This window comes from Desulfallas sp. Bu1-1 (assembly GCF_015594625.1).
GTDB lineage: Bacteria > Bacillota > Desulfotomaculia > Desulfotomaculales > Desulfallaceae > JADNRQ01.
In genome coordinates, this window is record NZ_JADNRQ010000005.1 from 1 (window position 1) to 24,390 (window position 24,390).

General features: G+C 51.9%; 29 protein-coding genes. 24 read left to right on the forward strand and 5 right to left on the reverse strand.

Features of this window, described 5'->3' with window-relative positions:
- The coding region (locus IT084_RS06635; RefSeq protein ID WP_195712074.1) for an IS110 family transposase at positions 1–1,022 on the reverse strand (1,022 nt) is incomplete at its 3' end.
- Positions 1,023–1,339: 317 nt separating this feature from the next.
- On the opposite strand from IT084_RS06635, the gene IT084_RS06640 reads away from it, so the two are divergent.
- The 4 genes from IT084_RS06640 to IT084_RS06655 all read left to right on the forward strand — a co-directional run bounded on the left by IT084_RS06640 (position 1,340) and on the right by IT084_RS06655 (position 4,870).
- Positions 1,340–2,407, forward strand: a complete 1,068-nt coding sequence (locus tag IT084_RS06640) for a stalk domain-containing protein (RefSeq protein ID WP_243276815.1) — start codon at positions 1,340–1,342, stop codon at positions 2,405–2,407.
- Positions 2,408–3,937, forward strand: coding sequence for a hypothetical protein (locus IT084_RS06645; RefSeq protein ID WP_195712075.1), 1,530 nt, complete (start codon positions 2,408–2,410; stop codon positions 3,935–3,937).
- Positions 3,938–4,010: 73 nt separating this feature from the next.
- Positions 4,011–4,499 (forward strand): stalk domain-containing protein, encoded by a 489-nt coding sequence (locus tag IT084_RS06650; protein ID WP_195712076.1) that lies wholly within the window; start codon positions 4,011–4,013, stop codon positions 4,497–4,499.
- A gap of 137 nt (positions 4,500–4,636) precedes the next feature.
- Positions 4,637–4,870, forward strand: coding sequence for a hypothetical protein (locus tag IT084_RS06655; RefSeq protein ID WP_195712077.1), 234 nt, complete (start codon positions 4,637–4,639; stop codon positions 4,868–4,870).
- On the opposite strand, the gene IT084_RS06660 is transcribed toward IT084_RS06655, so the two are convergent.
- On the reverse strand, positions 4,828–5,718 hold the full coding sequence (locus tag IT084_RS06660; protein WP_195712078.1) for a helix-turn-helix transcriptional regulator: 891 nt from the start codon (positions 5,716–5,718) through the stop codon (positions 4,828–4,830). The genes IT084_RS06655 and IT084_RS06660 overlap by 43 nt on opposite strands.
- A 296-nt stretch (positions 5,719–6,014) precedes the next feature.
- On the opposite strand from IT084_RS06660, the gene IT084_RS06665 reads away from it, so the two are divergent.
- The 10 genes from IT084_RS06665 (at position 6,015) to IT084_RS06710 (ending at position 15,151) form a co-directional block, all read left to right on the forward strand.
- On the forward strand, positions 6,015–6,455 hold the full coding sequence (locus tag IT084_RS06665) for a hypothetical protein (protein WP_195712079.1): 441 nt from the start codon (positions 6,015–6,017) through the stop codon (positions 6,453–6,455).
- Positions 6,456–6,589: 134 nt separating this feature from the next.
- Positions 6,590–6,757 carry a hypothetical protein gene (locus IT084_RS06670; RefSeq protein WP_195712080.1) on the forward strand — a complete coding sequence of 56 codons (168 nt, stop codon included), beginning with the start codon at positions 6,590–6,592 and terminating at the stop codon, positions 6,755–6,757.
- A 20-nt stretch (positions 6,758–6,777) separates the two neighbouring features.
- Complete coding sequence (locus IT084_RS06675; RefSeq protein WP_195712081.1) at positions 6,778–8,433, forward strand: recombinase family protein; 1,656 nt, start codon at positions 6,778–6,780, stop codon at positions 8,431–8,433.
- 81 nt (positions 8,434–8,514) lie between these two features.
- Entirely contained in the window at positions 8,515–9,036 is a 522-nt protein-coding gene (locus IT084_RS06680) for a hypothetical protein (protein WP_195712082.1), read from the forward strand.
- Between the two features lie 62 nt (positions 9,037–9,098).
- A complete protein-coding gene (locus tag IT084_RS06685) occupies positions 9,099–9,491 on the forward strand; it encodes a hypothetical protein (RefSeq protein WP_195712083.1) in 393 nt (130 codons plus the stop codon).
- Between the two features lie 329 nt (positions 9,492–9,820).
- Entirely contained in the window at positions 9,821–11,560 is a 1,740-nt protein-coding gene (locus IT084_RS06690; RefSeq protein WP_195712084.1) for a CAP domain-containing protein, read from the forward strand.
- A 156-nt stretch (positions 11,561–11,716) separates the two neighbouring features.
- Positions 11,717–13,255: an SPOCS domain-containing protein gene (locus tag IT084_RS06695; RefSeq protein ID WP_195712085.1), complete on the forward strand. Its 1,539-nt coding sequence runs from the start codon at positions 11,717–11,719 to the stop codon at positions 13,253–13,255.
- 30 nt (positions 13,256–13,285) lie between these two features.
- Entirely contained in the window at positions 13,286–14,389 is a 1,104-nt protein-coding gene (locus IT084_RS06700) for a DUF3794 domain-containing protein (RefSeq protein ID WP_195712086.1), read from the forward strand.
- 181 nt (positions 14,390–14,570) lie between these two features.
- On the forward strand, positions 14,571–14,867 hold the full coding sequence (locus tag IT084_RS06705) for a YbaB/EbfC family nucleoid-associated protein (protein WP_195712087.1): 297 nt from the start codon (positions 14,571–14,573) through the stop codon (positions 14,865–14,867).
- Between the two features lie 17 nt (positions 14,868–14,884).
- Complete coding sequence (locus IT084_RS06710; protein ID WP_195712088.1) at positions 14,885–15,151, forward strand: hypothetical protein; 267 nt, start codon at positions 14,885–14,887, stop codon at positions 15,149–15,151.
- A gap of 112 nt (positions 15,152–15,263) precedes the next feature.
- Here IT084_RS06710 and IT084_RS06715 read toward each other — a convergent pair whose 3' ends face one another.
- A complete protein-coding gene (locus IT084_RS06715; RefSeq protein WP_195712089.1) occupies positions 15,264–15,638 on the reverse strand; it encodes a hypothetical protein in 375 nt (124 codons plus the stop codon).
- A 110-nt stretch (positions 15,639–15,748) separates the two neighbouring features.
- On the opposite strand from IT084_RS06715, the gene IT084_RS06720 reads away from it, so the two are divergent.
- From IT084_RS06720 to IT084_RS06730, 3 genes are all read left to right on the forward strand, one after another.
- Positions 15,749–16,342, forward strand: coding sequence for a hypothetical protein (locus IT084_RS06720; protein ID WP_195712090.1), 594 nt, complete (start codon positions 15,749–15,751; stop codon positions 16,340–16,342).
- Entirely contained in the window at positions 16,324–16,605 is a 282-nt protein-coding gene (locus IT084_RS06725) for a heavy-metal-associated domain-containing protein (RefSeq protein ID WP_243276817.1), read from the forward strand. The genes IT084_RS06720 and IT084_RS06725 overlap by 19 nt, the downstream gene beginning before the upstream one ends.
- A gap of 113 nt (positions 16,606–16,718) precedes the next feature.
- Entirely contained in the window at positions 16,719–17,165 is a 447-nt protein-coding gene (locus tag IT084_RS06730; RefSeq protein ID WP_195712091.1) for a DMT family transporter, read from the forward strand.
- On the opposite strand, the gene IT084_RS06735 is transcribed toward IT084_RS06730, so the two are convergent.
- Both IT084_RS06735 and IT084_RS06740 read right to left on the reverse strand, forming a co-directional pair.
- Positions 17,154–17,873 carry a ZIP family metal transporter gene (locus tag IT084_RS06735; protein WP_195712092.1) on the reverse strand — a complete coding sequence of 240 codons (720 nt, stop codon included), beginning with the start codon at positions 17,871–17,873 and terminating at the stop codon, positions 17,154–17,156. The two genes, IT084_RS06730 and IT084_RS06735, sit on opposite strands and share 12 nt — an antisense overlap.
- Positions 17,870–18,463: a L,D-transpeptidase family protein gene (locus IT084_RS06740; RefSeq protein ID WP_195712093.1), complete on the reverse strand. Its 594-nt coding sequence runs from the start codon at positions 18,461–18,463 to the stop codon at positions 17,870–17,872. The genes IT084_RS06735 and IT084_RS06740 overlap by 4 nt, the downstream gene beginning before the upstream one ends.
- Positions 18,464–18,707: 244 nt before the next feature.
- Here IT084_RS06740 and ispE point away from each other — a divergent pair, with 244 nt between their 5' ends.
- The 7 genes from ispE (at position 18,708) to IT084_RS06775 (ending at position 24,337) form a co-directional block, all read left to right on the forward strand.
- Positions 18,708–19,565, forward strand: coding sequence for a 4-(cytidine 5'-diphospho)-2-C-methyl-D-erythritol kinase (gene ispE / locus IT084_RS06745; RefSeq protein WP_195712094.1), 858 nt, complete (start codon positions 18,708–18,710; stop codon positions 19,563–19,565).
- 164 nt (positions 19,566–19,729) lie between these two features.
- The gene (locus tag IT084_RS06750; RefSeq protein ID WP_195712095.1) at positions 19,730–20,422 is read left to right on the forward strand and encodes a GntR family transcriptional regulator; all 693 of its coding nucleotides are present in this window, start codon (positions 19,730–19,732) and stop codon (positions 20,420–20,422) included.
- On the forward strand, positions 20,415–21,173 hold the full coding sequence (locus tag IT084_RS06755; protein WP_195712096.1) for a nucleotidyltransferase family protein: 759 nt from the start codon (positions 20,415–20,417) through the stop codon (positions 21,171–21,173). The genes IT084_RS06750 and IT084_RS06755 overlap by 8 nt, the downstream gene beginning before the upstream one ends.
- A 148-nt stretch (positions 21,174–21,321) precedes the next feature.
- Positions 21,322–21,468, forward strand: a complete 147-nt coding sequence (locus tag IT084_RS06760; RefSeq protein ID WP_195712097.1) for a hypothetical protein — start codon at positions 21,322–21,324, stop codon at positions 21,466–21,468.
- A 113-nt stretch (positions 21,469–21,581) separates the two neighbouring features.
- A complete protein-coding gene (gene spoVG / locus IT084_RS06765) occupies positions 21,582–21,836 on the forward strand; it encodes a septation regulator SpoVG (RefSeq protein ID WP_195712098.1) in 255 nt (84 codons plus the stop codon).
- A 149-nt stretch (positions 21,837–21,985) separates the two neighbouring features.
- On the forward strand, positions 21,986–23,374 hold the full coding sequence (glmU, locus tag IT084_RS06770; protein ID WP_195712099.1) for a bifunctional UDP-N-acetylglucosamine diphosphorylase/glucosamine-1-phosphate N-acetyltransferase GlmU: 1,389 nt from the start codon (positions 21,986–21,988) through the stop codon (positions 23,372–23,374).
- Positions 23,375–23,392: 18 nt separating this feature from the next.
- Positions 23,393–24,337, forward strand: a complete 945-nt coding sequence (locus IT084_RS06775) for a ribose-phosphate pyrophosphokinase (RefSeq protein ID WP_195712100.1) — start codon at positions 23,393–23,395, stop codon at positions 24,335–24,337.
- Positions 24,338–24,390 lie beyond the last annotated feature (53 nt).

The window sequence follows — 24,390 nt, forward strand, 5'->3', positions numbered from 1 at the left end:
CGCCTTGCGGCAATGCGGTGATACTGACTGGACAAATAGGTGTTCTTAGTTCGGGCTGCAGCCCTAGCTGCTTCCACCAGCGCGCTTCTTAGTTTTTGGTTACCCTTGCGCGTTCGTCCCGACTTTCTTTTTCCGGCGCTTTCATTATTACCTGGAGATACTCCTGCCCATGAACATAAATGAGCAGCGGAGGGGAATTGGTTCATATTAGTTCCTGTTTCGGCCAAGATTTGCTCGGACGTGCGCCGCCCCACCCCGGGAATCGTGTCCAACAACTCCAGGTCTTCCTCAAAAGGGAGCATACGCTCTTTAATCTCTTCGTCCAGTCTTTTAATCTCAGCATCAAGAAAGTCGATATGCCGTAGTTGAGTTTTCAGCATTAGTTTTTGGTGGGGTCCTATCAAACCATTAAGGGCTCGCTGCAAGTCCGCTTTCTTGCTTTTCAGCCTGCGCTGGGCGAGTTCAGATAAGATTTCCGGATCCTCTTCACCGGCAATCATCGCTTCAATCATGGCGCGCCCAGATTTGCCAAGTACGTTACTTGCTACAGAGGACAATTTAATATTGGCTCCTTCAAGAACCTTTTGAATGCGGTTGATTTCCCGAGCCCTCTCTTCAATAAGGCTCCGGCGGTAGCGAATGAGTTCCCGAAGTTCCCTTTGATCGCGGGAAGGAATATAGCTGCCTTGTAAAAGACCATGTCGAAGCAAACCAGCAATCCATTCCGCATCTTTAACATCGGTTTTGCGTCCAGGAACATTCTTCATATGCTTGGCGTTTACTACCAGAGTCTGGATCTCCTCCAGTTCCAGCAGGTTATAAATAGGCTTCCAAAAAGATCCGGTGCTTTCCATTGCTACATGAGTGCAGCCTTTGTTTTTAATCCAGTCTACCATTGAAATGAGGTCGTCCGTCATCGTTGAAAATGTGCGAATCTCTTTTCCCTCAGGAGTGATGATGCAGGCCACGACGGTCTTTTTATGAACGTCAAGGCCACAGCAATGGGTGTAGACAACTTCCACTTGCTATCCCTTTCTACGGTGGTGATTTTGAAGGGCTGGTGCAACAACCATTTGGGGTTATTCTATCCTGCGTGCTCACCATAAAGGGGCAACAATCTGTGGTGCACCTGGTCGTTGGGATCTGTCTAAGTCACGGGCTCGCAGCACCAAGGAAACACGACCTCCCTTCGCCAGCCGTAAAGGAAAAATTCGACGGGTAATAATTTTCATCCTTCTGCTGGTGCCGCGTCAGCGGCATGTGTGTCTAAGTAAATAATATATTCCGAATTCGGTATTGTCAAGAATTGCAAATCCATTTGAAGGAGGTAAAAAAGCTTATGAAGCGATTATTAATGTTTTTTTCGTGTATATTATTCCTGGCCATGCTCACTATTAACCTGCCTTTTATAACAGCAGGTGCCAGCGCCCAGGAACAAGAGCGGGTGGAGGTATATGACCAGCAAAAGAACCTGGTGAAAAGCGTCGTGTTCGTGCTCGGCCTTGACCAGTATTTCGTCAACGGTCAAACCCCCGGCACAAAGATGGACGCCAAGCCGTTCATTGAAAGTGGCCGTACCTTCGTGCCGGTGCGCTACCTGTCCAACGCCCTGGGCGTTACCGACGAACACATCGGATGGAAAAGTCCCAGGGTTACGCTGGACGCGCCCGGCTTCCCGGCGGTTGAACTGTCCGTGAGCAGCAAACAGCTCAAGAGCAACGGCAAAGCCACCACCATGGACGTGTCCCCGCTGGCGAGGCAGGGACGTACTTACCTGCCCGCCCGGTGGGTGGCCGAGGCCCTGGGTTACACCGTTGATTGGGATCCGAAACTCCCCAATGTGGTGCTGTGCTACCCCAAAGGCGCGGAGAAGCCGGACATCAGCACAGTGTTAAGCTATATCGGACAGGTGCCGGCAACCGGCAGTATTGACGAGATATTCAAAAACGCCAAGCCCTTCGCCGGGGTGCCCCTGGATAAAAGCAAATATAACACTGGTGGTGTGGTCGATGGGTTTCCCCGTAATTTTGATGTGCCTGGTGTGAAAATACAGGAAGTAACTGTGGCTGACCTGAAACCCAATGGCATTAAACTGGGGAGTGATACTGTAGTTTTAGACATGAATGTTACAAAGGACAAGGTGTATATTAAGTATGCACAAAAGGATGTTGGTGCCTTATCTCCACTGCCCATTATCCTGGCCGAGGGTAATATGGTGGCCAGGGGAAGGGCAAATCCTCTTACCGAGTACAATATAAATCCCTTTACCCACGGCTATAACGTTTACTATGATGGCGCGGACCGGGGGCTGTCGCCTGCCGACATAACAAAAATAAGCCATATTATGATATTGGCCTATGACCAAATCCTGGCCATCAAAAATCCCATGTACGGGGGTGCAAAATAAATGCTGAAAAACAAATTAATCCACCTGCTGCTGGCAGTGCTGGTGCTAATCGCAGCCGTTCCATTGGGGGCGGCTGCCGCTTTTGCCGCCGAACAGGAGCAGGTGGTAAAGGTGCAAATCGGGGCCGGCAGCTTTGACATCTGGCAGCACAGCAACGGCGAGTGGCAGAACACCGATGGGATTCCGGGCCGGGACGAACCGGGCCAGGACAAAACCCCGACATTCGACTACACGGCAAACGAACTGCTGAACAAATACACCCTGACCCGGGTGGAAATAACTCATAATGTTACTCCGGATGATTTCAATACTCCCGCCAACGCGGCCAAAGACTTTGTGCTGGCGCTGCCCGGTAAAGGAAAGACGTGGGACGAATACCATCGTAACTACATGCAATACTACTCAAACAACTATTCCGCCGGTAAAGCCAAAGACGGCGAGGACCTGGCCCGGGGCAGGGTAACTACACAATTCAAACTGAACCTGTCACCCACAAATACAAATAGAGCGTTGGACCTGAAAGACCCCGAGACCAGAAAAGAACTGGGCATGACCGACCGGGACTTTTCCCAGATGGCCCAGGGCTGGCGCTGGTACATGCCGGTGAAAATCACCTGGTACGGGATACCCAAAACAGAAATAAACCTGGTGGCCTCCAACATTGACCCCGGTGTGCCGGGCGAAGCCGAACCTGGAAAGACATATACCGGCACGGTTAAATTTAAATATTTCGGCACCACACCGGTGGAAAACGTCCCCATTGGCGCGTTCAACGGCCAGTACCGAGCCACACTGAAGAAAAACGGACAGCCAGTAACCAGCGACAACTTCGCGCCGGGCGATGTCAAAACATACACATTCACCTGGACTGCTCCCGAATCTGGCCAAACGGTATTGAAAGGCGTAATTGACACACCGCCTCTGCCGAACGTATACCAGGAAACCACAGAGGAAGATAATACGGTTCAAATAACCGTATTCGTAAAACAACCACCCCAGCAGTCAGGACCGGGCAGTTTAACCTTCCAGGCCGTAAGCCAGGATAGAAGTAAATCAAGGCCGGTAAATACCGCCAAGTGGACCGACTGGGTAACGGCCACCCTTAAACCACCGGCCCCCACACCGCCACGGGGCAGTTTGGATTCGTGGGAAATTACAAGCGCGAAACTGACGTATCCCAAAAAGAACCCGAATTTCACCTTCGGCACACCCTACGGCCCGGTTGGCACGAAAACCATAAACATGACCCCCGGCGGGCACGAGGCCAAGGTGGAGTTTCAGGAAGACTGGGCCATGGACGGGGCCAAGATTTATTCCCTGATTGAGCGTAGGCTGATGGCCGAAAAGCCCAAAAACTACACCATAACGGCCAGTTATACGGTGGAATTCAAGTATAAGTACAGGGAGAAGAAAACAGACTCGGAAGGGAATACGTATTACGTTACCCGGTACGGGACCGGTTCTGATTCTGGAACCGTAACAGGGCAGCTATTGGTTAACGATACGGGCGTGAACAGCCTGGCACAATAACAAGCGAGTCAATCCATATATAAGGGCCGGGTTTAACCCGGCCTAATACCATATCAGAAAGGGGATTTTCATAATGAAAAAAGGTTTAATGCTTGTTTTATTAATGGTGGTTATGCACCTGTTTACAACTCCAGCTATAGCCGGCGATAAAATTCCAAAGATAGTCATGCCAAATGGCGTTGAAGTTCATGAAAGCCTTGTCAAAATGAAAGAATCTCAAGTGTATGTTGACCTCGGTTGTTTCAATAATTTTCTTGATGTTAGTGCATATAGTGATTTTGGTGGTCTGGCTACCTGGACCCCGCAAGGCGATAATATACCGCATAGAATTACGAGCGTTGCTATGCTATACCAATATAAAGAAGGGGCAAGAACTTTTACCCTGGTGGTTAACAAGCTAAATGGTGAGGTTCTCACAGATCCAAGATTGGCAGATAATACCCTCGATGTTATTGTGGAGGGTAATAATGTTTACCTTCCCCTAAGAGCTATCAGTGAATTTCTTGGGGCGACTATCGAATATAACCCGGTTAACAACACAATAAGAGTGAAACAACTTTAAGACATAGAAAGCAGCCCGGGTTTTTACCCGCGAAGCTCGGCCAGTAATTCCACAACTATGCCGTATTTAAAAAATAAAGTGAATTGCTTGTGGGCCCAGTAAGTACCGGGCCCACAAAGTTTTCAGGAGGGTTTTCTGTGAATAATAGGACAAAAATTGATCAAGTAGTAGATTTGGTGCGCCAATATAAAGTTGTGCCAGCTACAGTTCTAGCTGAAAGAGTTTATGGTTCTGCAACGCGTGAAAATTTGCAAAAACTACAACGACTCGTTTCAGTTTGTCGCACAAAAGGGTGTAAGACCGAAGGAATCTACTGTATAAAGGGCAACTATGTTGATGTTTCCTCAATCTTCAAAAATGGTTCTTCATAAAACACCTCAGGTATGCTTACCGGGGGAGGGTAGAAACATACCACCTTTTTGGATTTTTTTGTGTGTGAGGTTAAATAAGCTGTTATTTCACCGGGATTAAGAGGATTTAATTCTACCCTTTCACATAGTAATAAAATTATGTCCAAAGAACTTAAAGAATTCGGAACTCTATTTGGTGGATCTTGCGCTATTAAGTGTAAAAAGTGATCAAACGTTCTGGCAACATGAGCAAGTCGTGGAGGAAGAGTATCCAAAATTTTTTTTATCCTCTGGGGAGGTTGAGTTAAACGATTAGGGTATGTTTCTTCGGGTTTAAGGAAACTCATGTCCTTTACTAGCCATACCAGTATCTTAAACTTTGTTTCGGTGGTAAGCATTGAATACTTTAAAATATCGTTGCTGATAAGTGTCCATAGGTAGGAATACACTATAAAATCATTTTCTCTTTTTGAGTCGTTGATTGAGGGAAGTAGATTTTCTGGAAGTATATAAGAAGCAAAATTAACTGGCCATAAGGAATTTTCAGATGTGTATTTTGAATCCAGAAAAGCTTTTAGTACTCCTACAGAGCACCATGATATTGGGCAAAAAGGGTTGTCTGCGTACAATCGAAAAGCATACTCCTTTAAAAAGCAAATACCAACATATTGGGCCAAAGTATGAAATTTTTGGGGTTCGTTATAAGAGAGATAATCTAACAGGGCAGTAACAGTGTTTCCTGCAGGAGGCAACCAGCCACTCTCAAGAGCCGCAATAGACGAGTGAGGTAAGTGGGTGAAAGCGGCAAATTTGCGAAGTGTTAAATTGTCGGCATTACGCAATATTTTACAAAATGTTCCAATACGCATAGTTAATAATCCCCTATTACTTAGCTTTATTTAATGATTATATAAATTTTATACAAAGAAAAAACAAATCCTGTTGCCACGTTGTTAAAAATAATGTACAATGGTTAGCAAATAACTAACCTTATATTGGTTCAGCTTGGGAAGGAGGTGGACATAACACCCGTATGCTCACAACAAACGAAATAGGGAACACAAAAAATAATGGCAAAACCAGGAAGCAGGGGGAGACAATACGAACAGTGGTGTGCCTCCTTCGGCTCGATCCTGCACTTTCCGTTCGCGTGATGGCGCGATGGATGGATGTCGGAGAAGAATCCATCCGCGCTGCGCTTCGCCGAATCCGTGTTAAACAGGAACATATCTCTGCCCTCCTCGGTGTGGCTGCGGAAGAAATCACTTGGGCATTGGCGGCCCGGGATGAAATCGCCCGGGAAAGGAAGAGGGGCAGGCAGGCAGCCCGGGAGGCGGAAAAAGCGGAAAAACGAAAGGAAAAAGAATATCGCCAGCCGAAACAAGCACCCAAACTTTTCACATGGCGGGGTAAAGCAAACTGGCCGGCTTCAAAGACCGCAACAAAAAAGAGCCTAAGTACTGCAGAATTAGTCAGGGCGTGTGCTCCACACTATTCATTCAACAAGGAAAGCCGAAGATATGAGGGTGATCACTACGTTCTAAACAGTTGTGGTTCACAACTGCCAAAATCAATAACCTTAAGCCAAATCCAAAATATGTTATAGTTATCTAACCTCCGGGTTTCCCGGGGGTTTTGTGTTATTTGTGACTAGCGACCAACGCCAATTGTAAAGTTGTGGTTGGACAACATATTTCAAATATTGTAAACGCATATTGTTATGACAGGAGGTGTAAGAGCATGAGGACGGAAGGCAAGCGGGTACAGGTTCTGGAGGGGCAAGGGCACATTGCGGTGCTGGCCGGGGAAAAGAAAATCAGCGATATGCTGGTTTTCCTGATGTACCGGAAGTTGAAAAACACCCTGGGTGGCCGGGCAGGGCAAATTACAGGGGTGAAAAGGAAGTAAATCCATTTGGAGGGGTTGGGTTGAATATTGATCTAAATCCCGGCAACGAAACAACAATGGTGGCCATATACGCCCGGCTCAGCGTGAATGAAAACGGCGAGCGGGATGAAAGCCTGGAAACCCAGTGTGATTTGCTGGTTGGTTACGTGTTGGGAAACGGCTGGCATCGCTATAAAATTTACGTTGATAATGATATATCGGGGGTCTATTTTGACCGCCCGGGGCTGGTGGAACTGGTCAATGACATCAACAACGGTGTCATAGGAATCGTGGTGGTCAAGGACCTGTCCAGGCTGGGGCGGAATAACGGGGAAACGCTGACTTTTCTTGATTTCCTGGCGGAAAGGAATGTCCGGTTGATTGCCCTGGCAGACAACTATGACAGCTTTCGGGATGATGATGAGATCATCGGCATCAGGACCTGGGTGAACGAACATTATGCCCGGGATATTTCCAAAAAGGTGCGGTACAACCTGAAAAAGAAGATGCAGAATGGCGAGTTTTTGGGGCGGCCTCCTTTCGGTTACCGGAAATCGTCCACTGAAAAAAATAAGCTGGTGGTGGATGAACGTTACCGGGAAATTATCCGGAAGATATTTGAACTATACATCAGGGGTTGGGGGTACCGGGCGCTGGCGAATTATGTTCAGGGCCTGGGCGTCCCCACACCCAGCCAGGATAAAGGTTACGCGAAAAAGCCCCAATCCGACCGGTGGAACGAGCAGCATATCCGGCGGATCATCACCAGCCGGGTTTACTGCGGGGACAGTGTGCAGGGGGTAAGCGAAAAAATTTCGTTTAAATCCCGGAAAACCAGGCGAACCGCCAGCGAAAAATGGATAATGGTGCCGGGCACGCACGAGGCGATCATCAGCAGGGAAACCTGGGATTTGGCCCAGCGGGTGCGGGTGAAGCGGTGGCTGGAAGGAGGGGCACGCAAGAAGAGTGCTGCCGGTCAGCCGCACCTGTTCACGGGTTTTATCGCCTGCGCGGCCTGCGGTACATATCATGTCTATCGAAAAAAGCGGGGGCGGCCGGCGGTTTACGTCTGCGGAAAATACAATAAACACGGGCGTAGCGGCTGTACCAGTCATTATGTCACGGAAGAAAAACTGGTCCAACACATCATCCGGGACGTGCAAACCATGGCCGAAGGCGTTTCATTTCATAGCCAGTTAGTTGAAAAATACAAAAGGAATGCTGCTTCCATTGACGACACAGCGGAAAAATTAAAAAAACTGGAAGGTGAAATAGCCTCCAAAAAGAACCAGTTGCAAGCGGTCTACCTGGATAAAATTAGAGGGATTATTTCCGAGGAATTGTTTCTTGAAACCAACTCGTTATTGCAAAAAGAAATCAACCTGCTGGCGGGCCGGTTAAGCAAACTGCAGGCGGATATGACTGGTGCACGGAGGGTGGCGCAAGACATTGAGAGGATCAACAACATGAAGCTGGAGCTGTTGAGCGCCGGCGACATCGACAGGGTTTTCCTGGAGAAGTATGTTAAAAAAATAATTGTTCTGGAAGAGGGTGAGGTGATAAACGATACAGTGGCCGAAAAATACGGGCTGGATTTGGTTTTCAGCCGGGATCAGCTGGCCGACATGGCCCGCAAGAAAATCAGGCTGGTAATTCTTTATCATTTATCACCGGTGGTCCAAAAACAATTGTCCTGAAAACCGGCTGCGGCCGGGTTCAATATAGTATCACAACCCGGCGTTTATGACGGCGGTACCAGGAACGACCAAATTGCTGAATTGCTGAGGTTTATTCCCCTGATCAGGGAATCACAACAAGCCGACTGCCCGGTCGCGATGGGGGTTGCCGCTGCCGGCAACAGGTTTTTAAAGCTGTTGCGTCCTTCGTACGAATTGAGATTTTATAAGTACAGCCGTTTTACCAATATGGTTGATTGCGCTGTGGCAAGGCCGCTAAATCCCGGCTTAATCGCCGATGATGTCATTGAGCTGGGCAAAGTCTCCGGTGTGGGTGAAATCCGGGAGGGCATGGTGGTACAAAAAAGCGGCCGGACCAGTGGAGTTACTTCCGGGGAAATAACCGCTAGGGGTGTAACTTTAAAGGTGGAACTTTCCGATGAGGAAGCCGGCTGGTTTAGTGATCAGGTTGTTGCCGACCTGGAGTGTGCGCCGGGGGATAGCGGATCATTGATTTTAGACAAAGAGAATAAAGCGGTGGGTCTGTTGTTTGCCGGTGCGGAGAACCACTGTATTTTTAACCGCATCCACAATGTTTTGAATTTGCTTGATGTAGAATTTTAGTTTTTTGCCTGGTCTATTGATTGTAACAGGTGGCAAAACTCCGCCGGGGGAGGTTAATTGAGGTGATAGTTTACCAGACTGATGATGTGGCTTTAACTTTTCTTAATGATATACCGGCCATCGGCCCCCGTCTACCCAACAAGGAAGATGCGCTGATAGTGGCTAAAAGCTATTTGCGCCTGATCGAAAAATTGGCCCGGGAGAAAAAGGGCAACCCCCGGTGTAGTTTGCGTTTTTTAAAACAGGCCGACGGGCGTTACACCTTGATTATCAAGGGGCCCGATATGGCCCTGGAGACGTTGAGCAACCTGGATGAGTTGATGTTGCAGCGTTTTAAAAGAGGGTTGAAAAGAAACCTGTTTATTTTAACCTGCTTCTTTGATGACCGGGAAGGAAAGTTATCTTGTCTGGCCCTGACCGAAGGAATGGGAGCGGTGCTTTATTCCCCGGGATAATTTTTAAACCATCTCAATGCCCTTGCGGGCATTTTTTGTTTTCCAGCGTCCGGTACCACCAAATTCTACCGCCAATATGGTTATATATCCCATGGGGTAGTGATTTTAAGACAATCTGCATATATAACCATAAACTGTACCGGTATCATATTTTATGGTGAAGAGTCTTATTTTTCCCAAATTGCCAGCGCGATTCTCTTTTGGTATTTTTATTACCAGGCATCCATACGCTGTACAGGCATCTTCTGTTCAGCGCCGGGTGTGTTGTCAAAATTTGAAATTAGTTCAGGTTTTGGCACATATGACATCGAGGGAAGGAGTGTAGCTGATTGCAACTGCGGACAAAGTGGCTTGGATTGATTCCCGTACTGGTAGTTTTACTTGCGTCTATGCTGGTGACGGGACTGGCGCTGGCCAGCGATACGGGTTCCCCGGCGGGCGGCGGCCCCGTGTTGCAAGAGGGAGGTTTGCAGGCCGGTGAAATGGTTCCCGCCGGTGAAGCCATGCCTGAACCGGTTGACGGATCCGGGGCCGGTGCGTTGTTGGACCCGGGTCGACAGCCGGTTGAGCAGCCGGCGGAGGCGCTTGAAAATTCGGCCGAAGCGGGCGCTGCCGGGGAAGCCCAAGCGGCCCCCGTGCCGCAGGGTGAGGTGGCCACGGGGGTTCCCGTGGCTGTGGCCGGTTTGGAAAAGGTAAGGCTTACAGCAGAAGAGGCCGGTCTGCTTGAACTGGTTAACGGGGAAAGACGGCAAGCCGGCGTAGATGTGCTTGAAGTCGATAATATGCTTACGGTCATGGCCAGGCTTAAGGGGCGGGATTTGGCCGCCAGGGGATACCTGACGCACCGCTCGTCCACGTATGGCACCATGGAGGACATGCTGAATGAAGCCGGGGTGGTCTATCGCGAAGTTCAAGAAAACCTCGCCCGGTCCCGGGATGCCGCATCCGCGCATAACCGGATGATGCGTAACGCCATCCTGAAAGCGCGTATCTTGGACCCCCGGTTTGACCGGGTGGGTGTGGCGGTGGTTAAGGATAATAACGGCTATTGCTACGTGGTGGAAGTTTTTGTTGACCTGGGAGGCGGAGCCCGGGAGGATGACGAGACCCCGGCGGTGGATAACAACAGCGATACCGGCGACAACAGGTCACCCGGGTACGACCCCCGTCCCGAACCGCAACCCGTATCCGGAATGACGGCGGACGAGCGGGAAATGCTCGAACTGGTTAACCGGGAAAGGGTTCAGCGGGGTTTAAAGCCGCTGCAGTTGGATGCTTCTTTGACGCAGCTGGCCCGTTTAAAGGCCCGCGATATGGTCGATAAAAATTACTTCGGTCATAATTCGCCCACTTATGGATCACCCTTCGATATGATGCGCAGCGCCGGTATCCGGTATGTTTACGCCGGTGAGAACCTGGCCATGGCTCCCTCGGTAAGCCGGGCGCACAGCGCGCTGATGAATTCTCCCGGCCACCGGGCCAATATTCTGAACGGCAATTTTGACCGGGTGGGTATTGGTATAGTTGCCGGGGGTTACAGCAAGTATTTCGTACAAATGTTTGCCGGCGGGCAGCAGAATACAAACCCGGTTCCGGCTCCCCGGCCGGCGCCAGGTCCCGATTCCAACCCCGAGCCGGATCCCCGGTCCCAGCCTGATCCTGGTTCTGATTCCGGCGTTAATAATTTGACGCCGGACGAGCGGGAAATGTTCCAACTGGTTAACCAGGAACGGTTAAAAGCAGGGGTGCGCCCGTTGACGATAAATTACAATCTGGTCAAATTAGCCAGGCTGAAAGCGCAGGATATGATTAAAAACGGTTACTTCAGCCATACATCGCCGACCTACGGCTCGCCTTTCGACATGATGCGCCGGTTCGGTATCAGTTACAGTTACGCTGGTGAAAACCTGGCCGGCGCGCCCGGTGTGCGGATGGCTCACGTTAACCTGATGAATTCCAGCGGTCACCGCCGCAATATCTTGAACAGCAACTTTACCGAGGTGGGCATCGGTGTGGTTGACGGCGGCCCGTACGGTAAAATGTTCGTGCAAATGTTTATTCGCTCGTAAAATAAACAGCTGGTATTGATGGAACAATAACCATTAAAAAGGAGGACTTGGACAGTCCTCCTTTTTTTACCTCCCGGACCGCAATAAATATGTTCTGCACATTTTAGACAGTCACTCATATATTATTATAGAAATCTGTTGAAAGGAGGAAGTATTATGGTTGCTCAAAACGCACCCGTCAAAGAAAGGATTACCGTCAACCAGGTCGTCAGCGAGAATTCCCAGCAGACTGTAGTCCGCGGAACCATCTCGGTTCCCGACCCCAAACCGGACGTGGACCAGATTATTTCCACGGAAAAGACGGCCACGGTAAAGAATACAAGTCTTTTACCGGATAAAGTAGTAATTGATGGAATGCTTAACCTGCAGGTCGTTTACGTGGCCTTTAAACCCGACCAGGCGGTGCACCACATGCACGGGCAAGTTCCTTTTACCGCTTATGTAGATGTCGAAGGCGCTTTGCCGGGCATGGACGTGAAAGTAGACGTGGTTGTGGAAGACGTGAAATTGACTCCCGGCAAACAAGACCCGCGGAAATTCGACGTAACGGCAGTGCTGGATGTTTCCGCCAAGGTGACCGAAACCAGGGAAGTGGATGTGCTCGTACAGGCGCCCGATGGAGTAAACGCCAAATACGATACCATCCATATTGACGACGTGGTGGGCCGGGAAACGTCCCAGGTTATTGTTAGCGACCAGTTTGACAACCCGCCGGAAAAACCCGAACCGGAAAAAGTCCTGGACGTGGACGCCACTGTCACCATTACCGACTCGCGCATCGTCGCGGACAAGGTGATCGTGGACGGCGAGGTTACCCTGCAGATCATGTACGTCGGCGCGGTGCCGGAACAAAGCGTGCATGATATGCACCACACCATTACATTTACCGACTATATCGAAGTGCCGGGAGCAAAACCGGATATGGACGTTGTTGTGGACGCGATGGTGGAAAACTGCGATGTCGAAATTCAGGGTGACCCGTATTTCAGGGCGGATTGTGTGATTAAGCTGGACGCCAGGGTTACCGAGCCCAGGGAGGTCAAGGTCGTCACCGAATGTACCGGAGCTACGGTTAAAACAGTCGAATTAAATGTGGAACAGTTAATTGGTGAGGGCACCTCACAGGTGGTGGTACGGGAAAGCTTTGAAACCCCCGACACCAAACCTTGCCCGGAAAAGGTGCTCAATGTATCCATCGACGAGACCAAGGTCACCGAAAAGAAAATCATTAAAAACAAGGTCATCACCCGGGGATACGTGGACATCAAAATCATCTACGTATCCGCGAAGCCCGACCAGGCCGTGCACGCCATGCACCAGCGGCTTAATTTCCGCACCTTCGTGGAAATTAAAGGCGCCGTCGAGGGCATGGATGTCACCGTCAAGCCCGCGGTCGAATACATCAACGCCGTGGCCGAGGACTGTGACGTGAACGTCGAGGCCGTCATTAAGGTGAGAGTCCGGGTAACCGAGACGATGCGCCGGGAAGTGTGCGCCGAGATTGCTGAAGAAGCAGTGGAATGCAAACCCGGTGACGTTATCGACTATGTTGTCAAGCCGGGTGATACGTTCTTTAAACTGGCCCAGAAATACAGCACTACAGTTCAGGCGATACAGCAGGCAAACCCCGGAGTTAACCCGGAAAACCTGCGAGTTGGCCAGGTAATCATTATCCCCTGCGGCGCCAAGGGTTAATCATAAAAGTTTATAAAGGAGGTTAATGGAATGCCCATCCAATATTTCTACAGCGAGCCCGATAATGTTTTATGCGTTAAAATCAAGGTACCTGTGGTTCTGGCGGAAGAAGAAGTACAGGTAGTTGTTGACAATATCACCACGTTGCCGGAACTGGCCCAGAAAATCGACCACATCGACGCCCGCCTGGATGAATTTAATGCCAGGCCGGTATTTCTGCATGAGAACGGGGATAGATGGATTAGTGTAATCGAAGAAGAGGGCTGGGACCGTTTCGGCTGGAAATGGTCGGAGCACCGGCAACCGGTCGTAAAGAAAGTATTGGTCGACGGCGTACTGCACAAGCAAATTTTTTATGTGGATAAGAATGATCACGTCAAACATTTCGGAGAAGATATACCCTTTTCCAAAGATGTTACCTTGGATGTGGCACAGCCCGTTGTAGATGAAGATGATGTTTTCGTGCAACTGCATAACAAGAAAATTGACATGCGCTGGGATTTGAGACGCGGTTCCCGGCTGCAGCAAACCGGGGTAATGATTTTCCAGATCAAGGTTGTGGAAGAAAGGCAAATTTTTGTGCAGGTTTGCCCGCGGCTTGACCGTAAATGTATGCGGGGGGTCAACCTGGTTAAAGACGGTACCTTTGACGCCTGGGCCACGAATACCACCCCCGTTTTCTGGGGCGCCAGCAATGTACTCCGGTATAATGAAGGCGCTTTATTGGGGAATATTCCCAATGAACCCGCTTCCCTGTTCCAGTTTATAGACCGGCAGACGCCGAGGATCGTGCCTACGGGGCAGTACCGGCTTTGCTTTGACGCCCGGGAGGTACCGGGCTTCAGGGAAGTCCTGGGGGGCACTGCTTCCTTCACCCTGACGGTGGAATTGCTGTTCTACGATGAGCTTGGCAATTTCATCGCCGGTGAAACGGAAAGCTGGAGCACAGCCCAGATACCTGACAACGGTTTCCAAAATTTCTGCCTTAATGCCATAGCCCCCGAGGAGGCAAGGGAAGCCCTGGTTCGCTTCAACTTTGAGCCCAACGCGCTTAATACCAGCGCAGTGGTCATTGACAACGTCAAGTTGGAGTGCCTGAGGGTGCAGAACCAGTTCTTTGAGCCGGCGTTTTAAGGAGTTCACTCCGAGGATAATCAACCAACCGGCAGATCAGTGGATAAAAGAGATGGTTGTCCCGACCATCTCTTTTAAGGTTTGCCCGGCAGGAATTATTTGTTATGAGATAAGAAAACTATTTTCCCGGTTCCGACATATATTTGATAAGAGCGCTATTTTAAAGGGGGAATAAACGGCAATGATGGGCAACATGGACAATATAATGCAAATGGTAAAACAATTGCAGGAACAGTTGCGTGAGATGACGGTGAAGGTTAACGCCGGGGAGGGGGCGGTCCAGATTATCATGAACGGCAACCAGGAAGTGGTGCAGATATATTTCAAGCCCCAATTACTGGAGGATCCGGCCCAGCTGGCCCAACTGGCGGCTGAAGCATTTAACGAGGGCATGCGGGAATCGAAAAAGATGGTGCGGGAAGAATTGTCGAAACTGGCGGGCGGTATCCCCATTCCCACCGTGCCCGGGTTAATTTAAAGGGATGAGGCGATATAATGCCCGCAAGTGATAAAAACCCGGAAAAAATACTGGCCGGTTTTCTGGAGGTAAAAAACAAGTACGGGCTGGACAATGAAAAATTTCTCGTGTTGCTGGGCATGGTGAATCTCATGAGCATAATCAACCTCCTGGAGAAACGGGCCACTGGCAGCGGGCAGGGGGGCGGCGTACGCCGCCCCCCTGCGCCCCAGGAACTGGTTCCCTTTATGGGTATGTTCGGCGGTTCCAAAGCCAGGCAATCCGGGGAGAACCAGGTGAAATAAGCTATCCAGGAGCGCCTACCATTATGGTGTTATTGTAGTTAAATCAAAATTGCGAAACGAACGATTGATACCGCCGGAGCGCCGGATATAAGTACCGGTTTTTGCAGCGAAATCAAGGTTGCACCGGGAAATCCCATTTTAAGTTATTCAAGGAAGGTGAAATCGTTTCCCTGGTTTCAGGTAAACCGGCCGGAAGCAGAGACGGGGGTAATTCCATGGCTATACTGACACCAATTCGGCCCGCTTCTTGTTCATCTTCCGGCAGTTGCCCGGCTGGGACCGTTTCCGGTTCTTGATCCGCTGCCGGTTCCGGTTGTTCATCCGGTGCCGGCGCATCCGCCGGCACGGCAGGAGACGATTTTGGTGCGCTCCCCGTTACACCGGTAAACGGGCGGCGACCGGCGTACAGGAACTGTACTCCCAGTCCCAGTAAAATTAAAATGACAAAAATGTTGAAAGGGTCTTGAGACTTTGAAAAACCGTTCAAATCACAGCCTCCTTTCATAAAACAACTTGCTTGTGATGCTATAAAATATCTTATGTCAAAATTTAACGTTCTGTGACAAAGTGGAATTTTTAGGTAAAGAGGGGTGAGAGATGTTGCCCGGGGACGATGAGGGGAAAATTGAACAGGCGTTGTTTCGCTTATTGGATTACCAGGCTGAACACAAAGTGGATCTTGACGGTATGTTGATTATGCTTAGCCTGCTTAACCTGATGGGTATGATTAACGTGCTGGGTCGCGGCGGGACTGAGCAGGTGGATTCCGGCGCGGCCAACATTCAGGCGCTGCTGACTCCGCTTTTGGGTTTAATGGCCGCCGGAATGATGAGCCGGGGACAACAAGCTCCCATTAACCCGGCGATGCTGTTGAGTTTGCTGGGGGCGTTGGGGGGAAGCCGGGGCAAAGGCGGGCAGCCGGACCTTTCAGGACTGATCGGGCTTCTGGGCCCGTTGTTCGGCCTGGGTGGGCAAGGCGGGCCGGCCGGTCAACCCCGGCGGGGATCGGGCGACCCGGCCGGTAATGATTCAAGTAGTGGTGGAACCCGGCCGGTGCACCGGGAAATCAACCTTGATCAAAAAAACAAAACCGCGCCCGCCGGGCAAAGCCCCCCGGAACGGGATTCCCGGGAGAAAAAGGAGACGCCTCCCAAGCCCGGGGAGGTATTGGAATGGAAATTCGGGACATGATAAATAAAAACCTCCCGGAGGTGTTTGGTTTGAGCGAAGCCCAAAACGCCGTCCGTGAAACCATACGGGTGGGTGGTTTGCGCGACGAGGATGGGAAAAAGGAAATCGAGCATAATTTAATCCAGGTGGACGGGGTAAGGGATGTCAGAGTATCCCTGAATGATCAAACGGTATACGTTGACTATGACGCGGCGGTGATCAGCGGCGATTATATCCGCCGGACGCTGAATTCCCTGGGGTACTCTCCTTACGTTCGCTACTGAAAACGTGCGGGCGGTACCGGGGAATTATTGAGCCGATCATAATATGGTCGGTTTTTTGTTTCCGCCAAATACAAATAATAAGAGCGTTCTCACTAAAACAAAAGGGGGATGCTATGAGCGTCAAGGTACTGGCCCTGTTGATCGCCGCCCTTTCCGGGGTGACCATGGCGCTGCAGGGTTCGCTCAACGCCGCGTTGGGGAAAATCATCGGTCTTTTGGAAACGACCTTTGTTGTCAATTTGGTGGGACTGGCGGTGGTAAGCTCGTTGCTGTTCGTGTTCCGCCCGGGGGACGGGGACTGGCACCGGTATGCCGAGGCCCCCTGGTATTTGTATCTCGGAGGAATTTTAGGAGTGCTGATTACCTATGGAGTTGTGCGCAGCATACCCAGCCTGGGGGTGGCGGTGGCCACCACCGCCATTATTGTGGGGCAAGTGCTGACGGCTGCGATGGTGGATCACCTGGGGTTGTTCGGCCTGGAAAGGGTTCCGTTCAGCTGGCACCGGGTGGCCGGCACCGCGCTGATGGCGTCGGGGGCCTGGCTGCTATTAAAAAAATGAATTAAGCTTCAACATAAATAAAAAGCCGCCTGTTGCTCCGGCAAGAGCAAAGAAACCGTGGTTGCTCAGCGAAACGGGTAATAGTTTTTCCATCACGATATAAATCATGGCCCCGGCGGCCAGGGCCAGCAGCAGCGAGTTCAGTGCGGGGGAGGCCTTCAGGATATATAAACCGATCAATGTACCTAGTGGTGTGACCAGGCTGACCAGGGCATTGATGGCCACCACCCGGGCCCCGCTTATACCGCCCGCCCTTAAAGGGGCGGCTGTGGCCATGCCTTCCGGGATGTTATGCAGGCCGATGGCCATGGCCAGTACCGGACCCAGCATTGTGGATGCCGAGTAGCCCGCGGCGATGGCAATTCCTTCGGGCAAATCGTGCAGGGCGATGCCCAGGACGATCAGGTACCCCATGCGCCGGTAAAGCTGGTGCGACTTGCTCCCGGGCAACAGCCTGCTGAGCCCGTAATCCATACCTGTTACCAGGAGAAAACCGGAAACAAACCCCAGCAGGCAAATGACGGGTTGCCCGTAACCAAGGGAAGAGGGCAAAAGGTCCACGATGACCACAGCCCCCATGATACCCGAGGCAAATCCCAATAGCAGGGACAGGGTACGATTGCCCATGCGCCCAAACAGTATTACAATACCCGCTCCCAGGCAGGTACCCAGTCCCGCGGCCAGGGATTGCAACAATATCTCGGTCAAAAATTTTCACCCTCCGTTTGGGGTCGGGGAATGATGATGACCTGTCCCGGGTAAATCCGGTCGGGGTTGGCCAGGTTGTTGACGGCGGTCAGCGCGTTCAGGGTAGTGTTGAATTTCCGGGCGATATTCCAAAGGGTGTCTCCGGGTTGCACCGTGTAGGTTTTATTACCGTCGCCGGCCGGCAGGGAGCTCTGGTAAACGCCCGTTACGGGATCGGCGCCGGAGCCGCCGAAAATTTCCACCGGCGTTCCGATGGCTACCTGGGGAAATAGCTCCTCGATATCATGATTGTGCATGCGGATACACCCGAGGGAAACGGCGTTGCCGATGGATGCGGGGTTGTTGGTTCCGTGAATGCCGTAGTTGCCGCCGGGGATGGTCAGACCCATCCACCTGGTGCCCAGGATCCCGCCGGGGTTGACGATCTTATTCTTAATTTTATAACTACCCGGAGGCGTAGGTGTTGAGGGCTTGCCTACCGCCACCGGATATTCTTTCATCAACCGCTCACCGTTGAAATGGCGCAACCTGCGCTGCACGGTGTTGATGGTAAGGCGCTGGCCGGTGTGGTCGAATTTTTCTGCGGCCATATCATCACTCCTTTAAGCCTAAATATATGTGCGGTAACATCAAATCATGATTGTTGTTTGCCGGGGTGCCCGCCGGGTCTTGTCTCTACGGTATTTTTTGGATATACTTAAGGCGCCGGTATGTTTTATCCAAGAGGTCACTGCTCTCGGGCTATGACGGGCCAGGGACCGCGTTCAGTGCTTCACTCACTCCAGAAAGCGCCGGATCATTTTACCATGGTAAAGTAGATTAACGGGGGGTCGAATGATGCGAATCAAGGCCCGGGCCAAAATTAACCTGGCGCTGGATGTGCTGGGCACCAGGCCCGATGGATACCACGAATTGGAGACAATTATGCAGACCCTGGCCCTGCACGACGTGGTGGAAATTACCCCGGCTGCGGAAATTGAACTTGTCGTCGAGGGGGCGGACCTGCCCCCCGGCCCGGAAAACCTGGCCTTTCGGGCCGCAGAGCTATTGCGCCGGCGGGTGGGCTACCGCGGCGGCGCCGGAATCAAGCTGACCAAGCGCATCCCCCTGGCGGCCGGGCTGGCCGGGGGGTCGGCGGATGCGGCGGCGGTGCTGCGCGGGCTGAACGAGTTCTGGGGCCTGGGGCTGAAACTGGATGAGCTGGTCGCCCTGGGAGCCGAACTCGGTTCGGACGTTCCTTTTTGCCTGCGGGGCGGCACGGCTCTGGCCCGGGGCCGGGGTGAAGTGATTTATCCCTTGCCCGATCTTCCCGCCCTCGGTGTAGTGCTGGTCAAACCACCCTTTGGAGTAAGCACGGCCGGGGTCTACCGTTTATTCGACGATATCGCCGGCCCGAACCGGCCCGATTGCCGGGGGATGCTGGAAGCCGTGCACAGGGGGGACGTGGGCGGGGTGATTTCCCGCCTGGGCAATGTCCTGGAGGCGGTAACGCTTTCCCTGCACCCGGTGATCGGGGAAATTAAAAAAGACCTGGCGGCAGCCGGCGCCCTGGGCGTGTTGATGAGCGGGAGCGGCCCAACCGTATTCGGCCTGTTTCCCGAATACCGGTCCGCGCAGGCGGCCGCCGGAGAGTTGAGCAACAAAGAAAATTATACGGTGCTGGTCACCGAATTTTCAGGCGCAAAACTGTAAACTTTCTTACCCGGCCGCGTGCCGGGATAGTCGAGGTTTTGCGCAGTCTTATTCCGCGCCGGAGTTTGCCGGCGGCAGGAAGTTTCTTCAGTAAACAGGCGGCTTGCTGAAAACGCCAAAAGAATGGTAGAATAAGTCAAGCAAAATTAAGGAGGCGGGGGAACTTGGACGATACGAGGTTAGTGCCGATAAAACTGGATAATTATAAACCCCTGCGGGAGATTGTGTTTGAAACGTTACGGGAGGCCATAATCCAGGGCCGGTTAAAACCGGGCGAGCGATTGATGGAAATCCAGCTGGCGGAAGAAATGGGCGTCAGCCGTACCCCGGTGCGGGAGGCCATCAGGAAATTGGAGCTGGAAGGGTTCGTGGTGATGATCCCCCGCAAGGGGGCCTACGTGGCCGGTATTTCGATTAAAGATATCGTCGACGTGTTTGAAGTGCGGGCCGCACTGGAAGCCCTGGCGGCGGGACTGGCGGCGGAAAGGGCCACGCCCGAGGAACTGGAGGAGATGGAACGGGCCGTATTGCAGATTTACGAGGTAAGCAACGGCCAGAACCTGGATACGCTGGTGGAAAGGGATACCAGCTTTCATGAATTAATTTATAAAGCCAGCCGGAACCAGCGCCTGGTGCAAATTATCACCCTTCTGAAAGAGCATTTTCAGCGTTTTCGCACCACCTCCCTTGCTTTACCCGGGCGCGGCAAGCATGCTGTGGAGGAACACAAGAGCATCGTGGAGGCCATCAGTGAACGCAACGTGGAACTGGCCTCCACGCTGGCCCGTGAACACATCGAAACCGCGGAACAACTGTTTTTAAATGCCATGGGGGAGGCCAAGGTGAAATATGATTGACGCTCTGGTGCTTGCCGGCAGCCCCAACAATGGTCCCTTGCGTTCGTGCAGCACGGCGAGTTACGAGGCCCTGATTACAATCAGGGGCAAGCTGATGGTGGAATACGTGGTGGAAGCCCTTAAAGAGTGCGATCGTATCAACCGGATCGCCATAGTCGGGCCCCGGGAAAAATTGGCCGGCTACTTCCAGGGAGACGGGCGAGTGGTGCTGGTGGACCACGGTAAGGATCTTACTGAAAACGTACTGTTGGGTTTAAAAAAGCTTCCCGGAGCCCGGCAGGTGCTGCTGGTCACATCGGACATCCCCCTGATCACCGGGCGGGCCATTGAAGATTTTATCAACCAGTGCGCCCGGGAAAAGGCGGACCTGTACTACCCCATCGTCCCGCGGGAAGTGATTGAAAAAAGATATTCCAGCAGCAAGCGAACCTATGTAACCTTGAAGGACGGTGTTTACACCGGTGGAAACATTTTTATGATCAACCCCGAGATCGTGGAAGAATGTATGCCCAGGGGGCAGAAGCTGGTGGCCGCGCGCAAGAGCCCGCTCAAGTTGTGCCGCCTGGTGGGATTTATGTTCCTGATCAAGTTTTTAATGAACAGCGTCTCCCTGCAGGAAGCGCAGAAAAAGGTTTCCCGCCTTTTGGGCATAAAAGGGCGGGTTGTGATCAGTATGTACCCCGAAGTGGGTGTTGATGTCGATAAACCCAGCGACCTCCAGCTTGTGCATGAACAATTGGATCTAGCCTGAAACCCTTGGCCCCGGGCAGCCGGGGCCAAAATATTCAGCGCTTTTTCCCATTATCCAAAAAACCTGCGTTTTTAGGAAAATCCAGTAAGAAATGTATATTCTCTTTTTAAGTTGGGGGAAAATAGTGGAAAAAGAGAGGGGGAATTTTATGCCCCTGACATTCACCCGGGTCATGGAAGCGGCATCGGCGCTGAAGGCCGAAGTTGAGCTGCTATTGGAAACATGCAACAGGGAACACGTCCGGGAGATTATTAAATTGCTGCGGGACCGCGGTTACGGGGTGGAAGCAATGTAAAATTTTTTTAGGAATATTTTTCTAATATTTTTGGAAAATTGCAGGAATTTTGTTTTCCTCGCAGAAAAATATACTAAACCTGGCATAATTGGTTAACGGAAGGTGGTGAACTGATGAACGTTACCGACGTGAGGGTACGCAAAGTACTGGCGGAAGGAAAAATGAAAGCAATTGTTTCGGTAACTTTGGATGACATGTTTGTCATTCATGACGTTAAAGTGGTTGAGGGGCAAAACGGGTTGTTCGTGGCAATGCCCAGCCGGAAAACCCCCGACGGAGAATTTAGAGATATTGCTCACCCCATCAATTCGCAAGCCCGGGAAATAATTCAAAACGCGGTTCTGGAAGCTTACGCCAGTGCCATTTGAGAGAGCACCATGCTCTCTTTTTATATGTAATTAGTTCCACGCAACACGGGATTTTAATTTGTTGAAGGGAAACGGCGCTTTTTTGTTGAATTATAAAGCTTACGCCGTAATATAAGGTAGACTAAAACTTGTGGGAGGTTATCTTTTTCATGCGGTTAGCTGCGGTAGTACTCGCGGCCGGCAAGGGCACCAGGATGAAGTCCGGACTGCCCAAGGTGCTGCACAGGGTTTGCGGACGGGCCATGGTGGAGCATGTTTTGTCAGCGGTTAAAAAAGCCGGGGTACATAAAACTATCCTGGTGGTGGGGCACGAGGCCGGCCTGGTGACGGAGCGGGTGGGAGGCGGCGTTGAGTATGCTTACCAGCGCGAGCAACTGGGAACGGCCCACGCGCTGATGCAAGCCCGGTGTGCTTTGGAACGTTTTGACGGGGATATCCTGGTTGTATGCGGGGATACTCCGTTGATCCGCCCGGAGACCCTGGCCGGCCTGGTGGATGCGCACAGGCGCGGGGGAAACGCAGCCACCGTGCTGACCGCTGTTTTACCGGACCCCGCCGGTTACGGTAGAATTATCCGCAACGCCGGCGGCGGCCTGGTTAAAATCGTGGAACAAAAAGACGCCACGCCCGGTGAACTGGCGGTGCGGGAAATCAATACCGGCGTATATTGTTTTCGGGCGGAGGGGCTTTTTGACGCTCTGGCCGCGCTGGGCCGCGACAACGCGCAAGGGGAATATTATCTGACGGATATCATCGAGTATTATGCGCAGCGGAATAAACCGGTGGGAGCGGCCACCATCGATGACTTCTCCGAGGTGATGGGCATCAACGACCGGTGCCAGCTGGCCGCGGTGGAGAAAATTATGCGGCGCCGCATCCTGGATAAGTTGATGCAATCCGGGGTCACTGTAATGGATCCGGAGTCAACCTTTATCGACGATTCGGTTCAAATCGGACCGGATACCGTGATTTATCCGTTTACCATCATTGAAGGAAAATCGAAAATTGGCGAGAAATGTATTATAGGCCCGTCTTCCCGTCTCGCCGATTCCACCTTGGGCAACCGTGTCTCCGTATCAAATTCCGTGGTTGTAGAAAGTGCGGTGGGGGACGATTGCAATATCGGTCCGTTCGCCTATCTTCGTCCCGGGTGCGTGTTGGACCGGCGGGTCAAGGTGGGGGATTTTGTAGAAGTTAAAAACTCGCGGCTGGGTGACGGTTGCAAGGTTCCTCATTTAAGTTACATCGGGGATGCCGAAGTGGGAGCGGGGGCCAACATCGGCGCCGGTACCATTACCTGCAATTACGATGGCGAAAAAAAACATGTCACCCGGATTGGGGAATATGCGTTTATCGGCAGTAATACCAACCTGGTTGCCCCCGTCGAGGTAGGTGCCCGGGCGGTAACAGGCGCCGGCTCAACGATTACCAGGGATGTCCCTCCCGGCTCACTCGGGGTGGCCCGGGGCAAGCAAAAAAATATTGCCGGCTGGGCTGAAAGAAAGAAGCGGCGGCCTGCAGACAATAAAGTTGAATAAATTTTGGAGGTAACTTAAATGTCATCCCGACAACGACTTAAAATTTTCACCGGAAACGCCAATCCCGCCCTGGCGGAGGAAATAGCCCAGTACCTGGGCGTGTCCGTGGGAGCGGCGAAGGTCGGCCGCTTCAGCGACGGGGAAATTCAGGTCAAGATCAATGAAAGCGTGCGGGGTGCGGATGTGTTTATCATCCAGCCCACCTGCGAGCCGGTCAACGAGCACTTGATGGAACTGCTGGTTATGGTGGACGCCGTGCGCAGGGCTTCGGCGCGCAGGATTACCGCCGTCATGCCCTATTATGGTTACGCCCGGCAAGACCGCAAGACCCGGGCCCGCGATCCCATTACCGCCAAGCTGGTGGCCAATTTGCTTTTTGCCAGCGGCGCCAGGCGGGTCATTACCATGGACCTGCACGCAGGCCAGATTCAAGGGTTTTTTGATATCCCCGTGGATCACTTGCCCGGCGTGCCGCTGATTGCCCAGTACTTCCTGCAGCAGCAACTGAATGACGTGGTGGTGGTAAGCCCAGACCTGGGCGGCGTGCAGCGCGCCAGGGACCTGGCGGAAAGAATCGGCGCACCTCTCGCCATTATTGATAAAAGGCGCCCGGAGCCCAATGTGGCCGAGATCATGAATATCATCGGGGACGTCCGGGGCAAAAAGGTGATCATGATTGACGACATCATTGATACCGCCGGCACCATAACCCAGGGAGCCGTGGCTCTCAAGCAATGGGGCGCGGATGACATTTACGTTTGCTGCACTCACCCCGTGCTGAGCGGCCCGGCGGTAAAGAGGCTGGCCGGGGCGCCCATTAAAGAGGTGCTGGTGACCAATACAATTCCATTGCCGGAAAGAAAAATGATTGATAAAATTAAAGTTTTGTCCGTGGCCCCGCTTTTGGGTGAAGCCATTATTCGCATCCACGAGGACCTGTCGGTGAGCAAACTTTTTGATTAAACGGGTGCTTTTCCCCGGCCAAGCCGGCCCAGGCCGGCAACGACGGCGCGAGG

Bases quoted from the DNA above. Each gene is read 5' to 3' on its own strand.
- IT084_RS06640 (WP_243276815.1), top strand. From the start codon at position 1,340: ATGAAGCGATTATTAATGTTTTTTTCGTGTATATTATTCCTGGCCATG.
- IT084_RS06645 (WP_195712075.1), top strand. From the start codon at position 2,408: ATGCTGAAAAACAAATTAATCCACCTGCTGCTGGCAGTGCTGGTGCTA.
- IT084_RS06650 (WP_195712076.1), top strand. From the start codon at position 4,011: ATGAAAAAAGGTTTAATGCTTGTTTTATTAATGGTGGTTATGCACCTG.
- IT084_RS06660 (WP_195712078.1), bottom strand. From the start codon at position 5,718: ATGCGTATTGGAACATTTTGTAAAATATTGCGTAATGCCGACAATTTA.
- IT084_RS06665 (WP_195712079.1), top strand. From the start codon at position 6,015: ATGGATGTCGGAGAAGAATCCATCCGCGCTGCGCTTCGCCGAATCCGT.
- IT084_RS06670 (WP_195712080.1), top strand. From the start codon at position 6,590: ATGAGGACGGAAGGCAAGCGGGTACAGGTTCTGGAGGGGCAAGGGCAC.
- IT084_RS06695 (WP_195712085.1), top strand. From the start codon at position 11,717: ATGGTTGCTCAAAACGCACCCGTCAAAGAAAGGATTACCGTCAACCAG.
- IT084_RS06700 (WP_195712086.1), top strand. From the start codon at position 13,286: ATGCCCATCCAATATTTCTACAGCGAGCCCGATAATGTTTTATGCGTT.
- IT084_RS06705 (WP_195712087.1), top strand. From the start codon at position 14,571: ATGATGGGCAACATGGACAATATAATGCAAATGGTAAAACAATTGCAG.
- IT084_RS06710 (WP_195712088.1), top strand. From the start codon at position 14,885: ATGCCCGCAAGTGATAAAAACCCGGAAAAAATACTGGCCGGTTTTCTG.
- IT084_RS06720 (WP_195712090.1), top strand. From the start codon at position 15,749: ATGTTGCCCGGGGACGATGAGGGGAAAATTGAACAGGCGTTGTTTCGC.
- IT084_RS06725 (WP_243276817.1), top strand. From the start codon at position 16,324: ATGGAAATTCGGGACATGATAAATAAAAACCTCCCGGAGGTGTTTGGT.
- IT084_RS06730 (WP_195712091.1), top strand. From the start codon at position 16,719: ATGAGCGTCAAGGTACTGGCCCTGTTGATCGCCGCCCTTTCCGGGGTG.
- IT084_RS06740 (WP_195712093.1), bottom strand. From the start codon at position 18,463: ATGGCCGCAGAAAAATTCGACCACACCGGCCAGCGCCTTACCATCAAC.
- ispE (WP_195712094.1), top strand. From the start codon at position 18,708: ATGATGCGAATCAAGGCCCGGGCCAAAATTAACCTGGCGCTGGATGTG.
- IT084_RS06755 (WP_195712096.1), top strand. From the start codon at position 20,415: ATGATTGACGCTCTGGTGCTTGCCGGCAGCCCCAACAATGGTCCCTTG.
- IT084_RS06760 (WP_195712097.1), top strand. From the start codon at position 21,322: ATGCCCCTGACATTCACCCGGGTCATGGAAGCGGCATCGGCGCTGAAG.
- spoVG (WP_195712098.1), top strand. From the start codon at position 21,582: ATGAACGTTACCGACGTGAGGGTACGCAAAGTACTGGCGGAAGGAAAA.
- glmU (WP_195712099.1), top strand. From the start codon at position 21,986: ATGCGGTTAGCTGCGGTAGTACTCGCGGCCGGCAAGGGCACCAGGATG.
- IT084_RS06775 (WP_195712100.1), top strand. From the start codon at position 23,393: ATGTCATCCCGACAACGACTTAAAATTTTCACCGGAAACGCCAATCCC.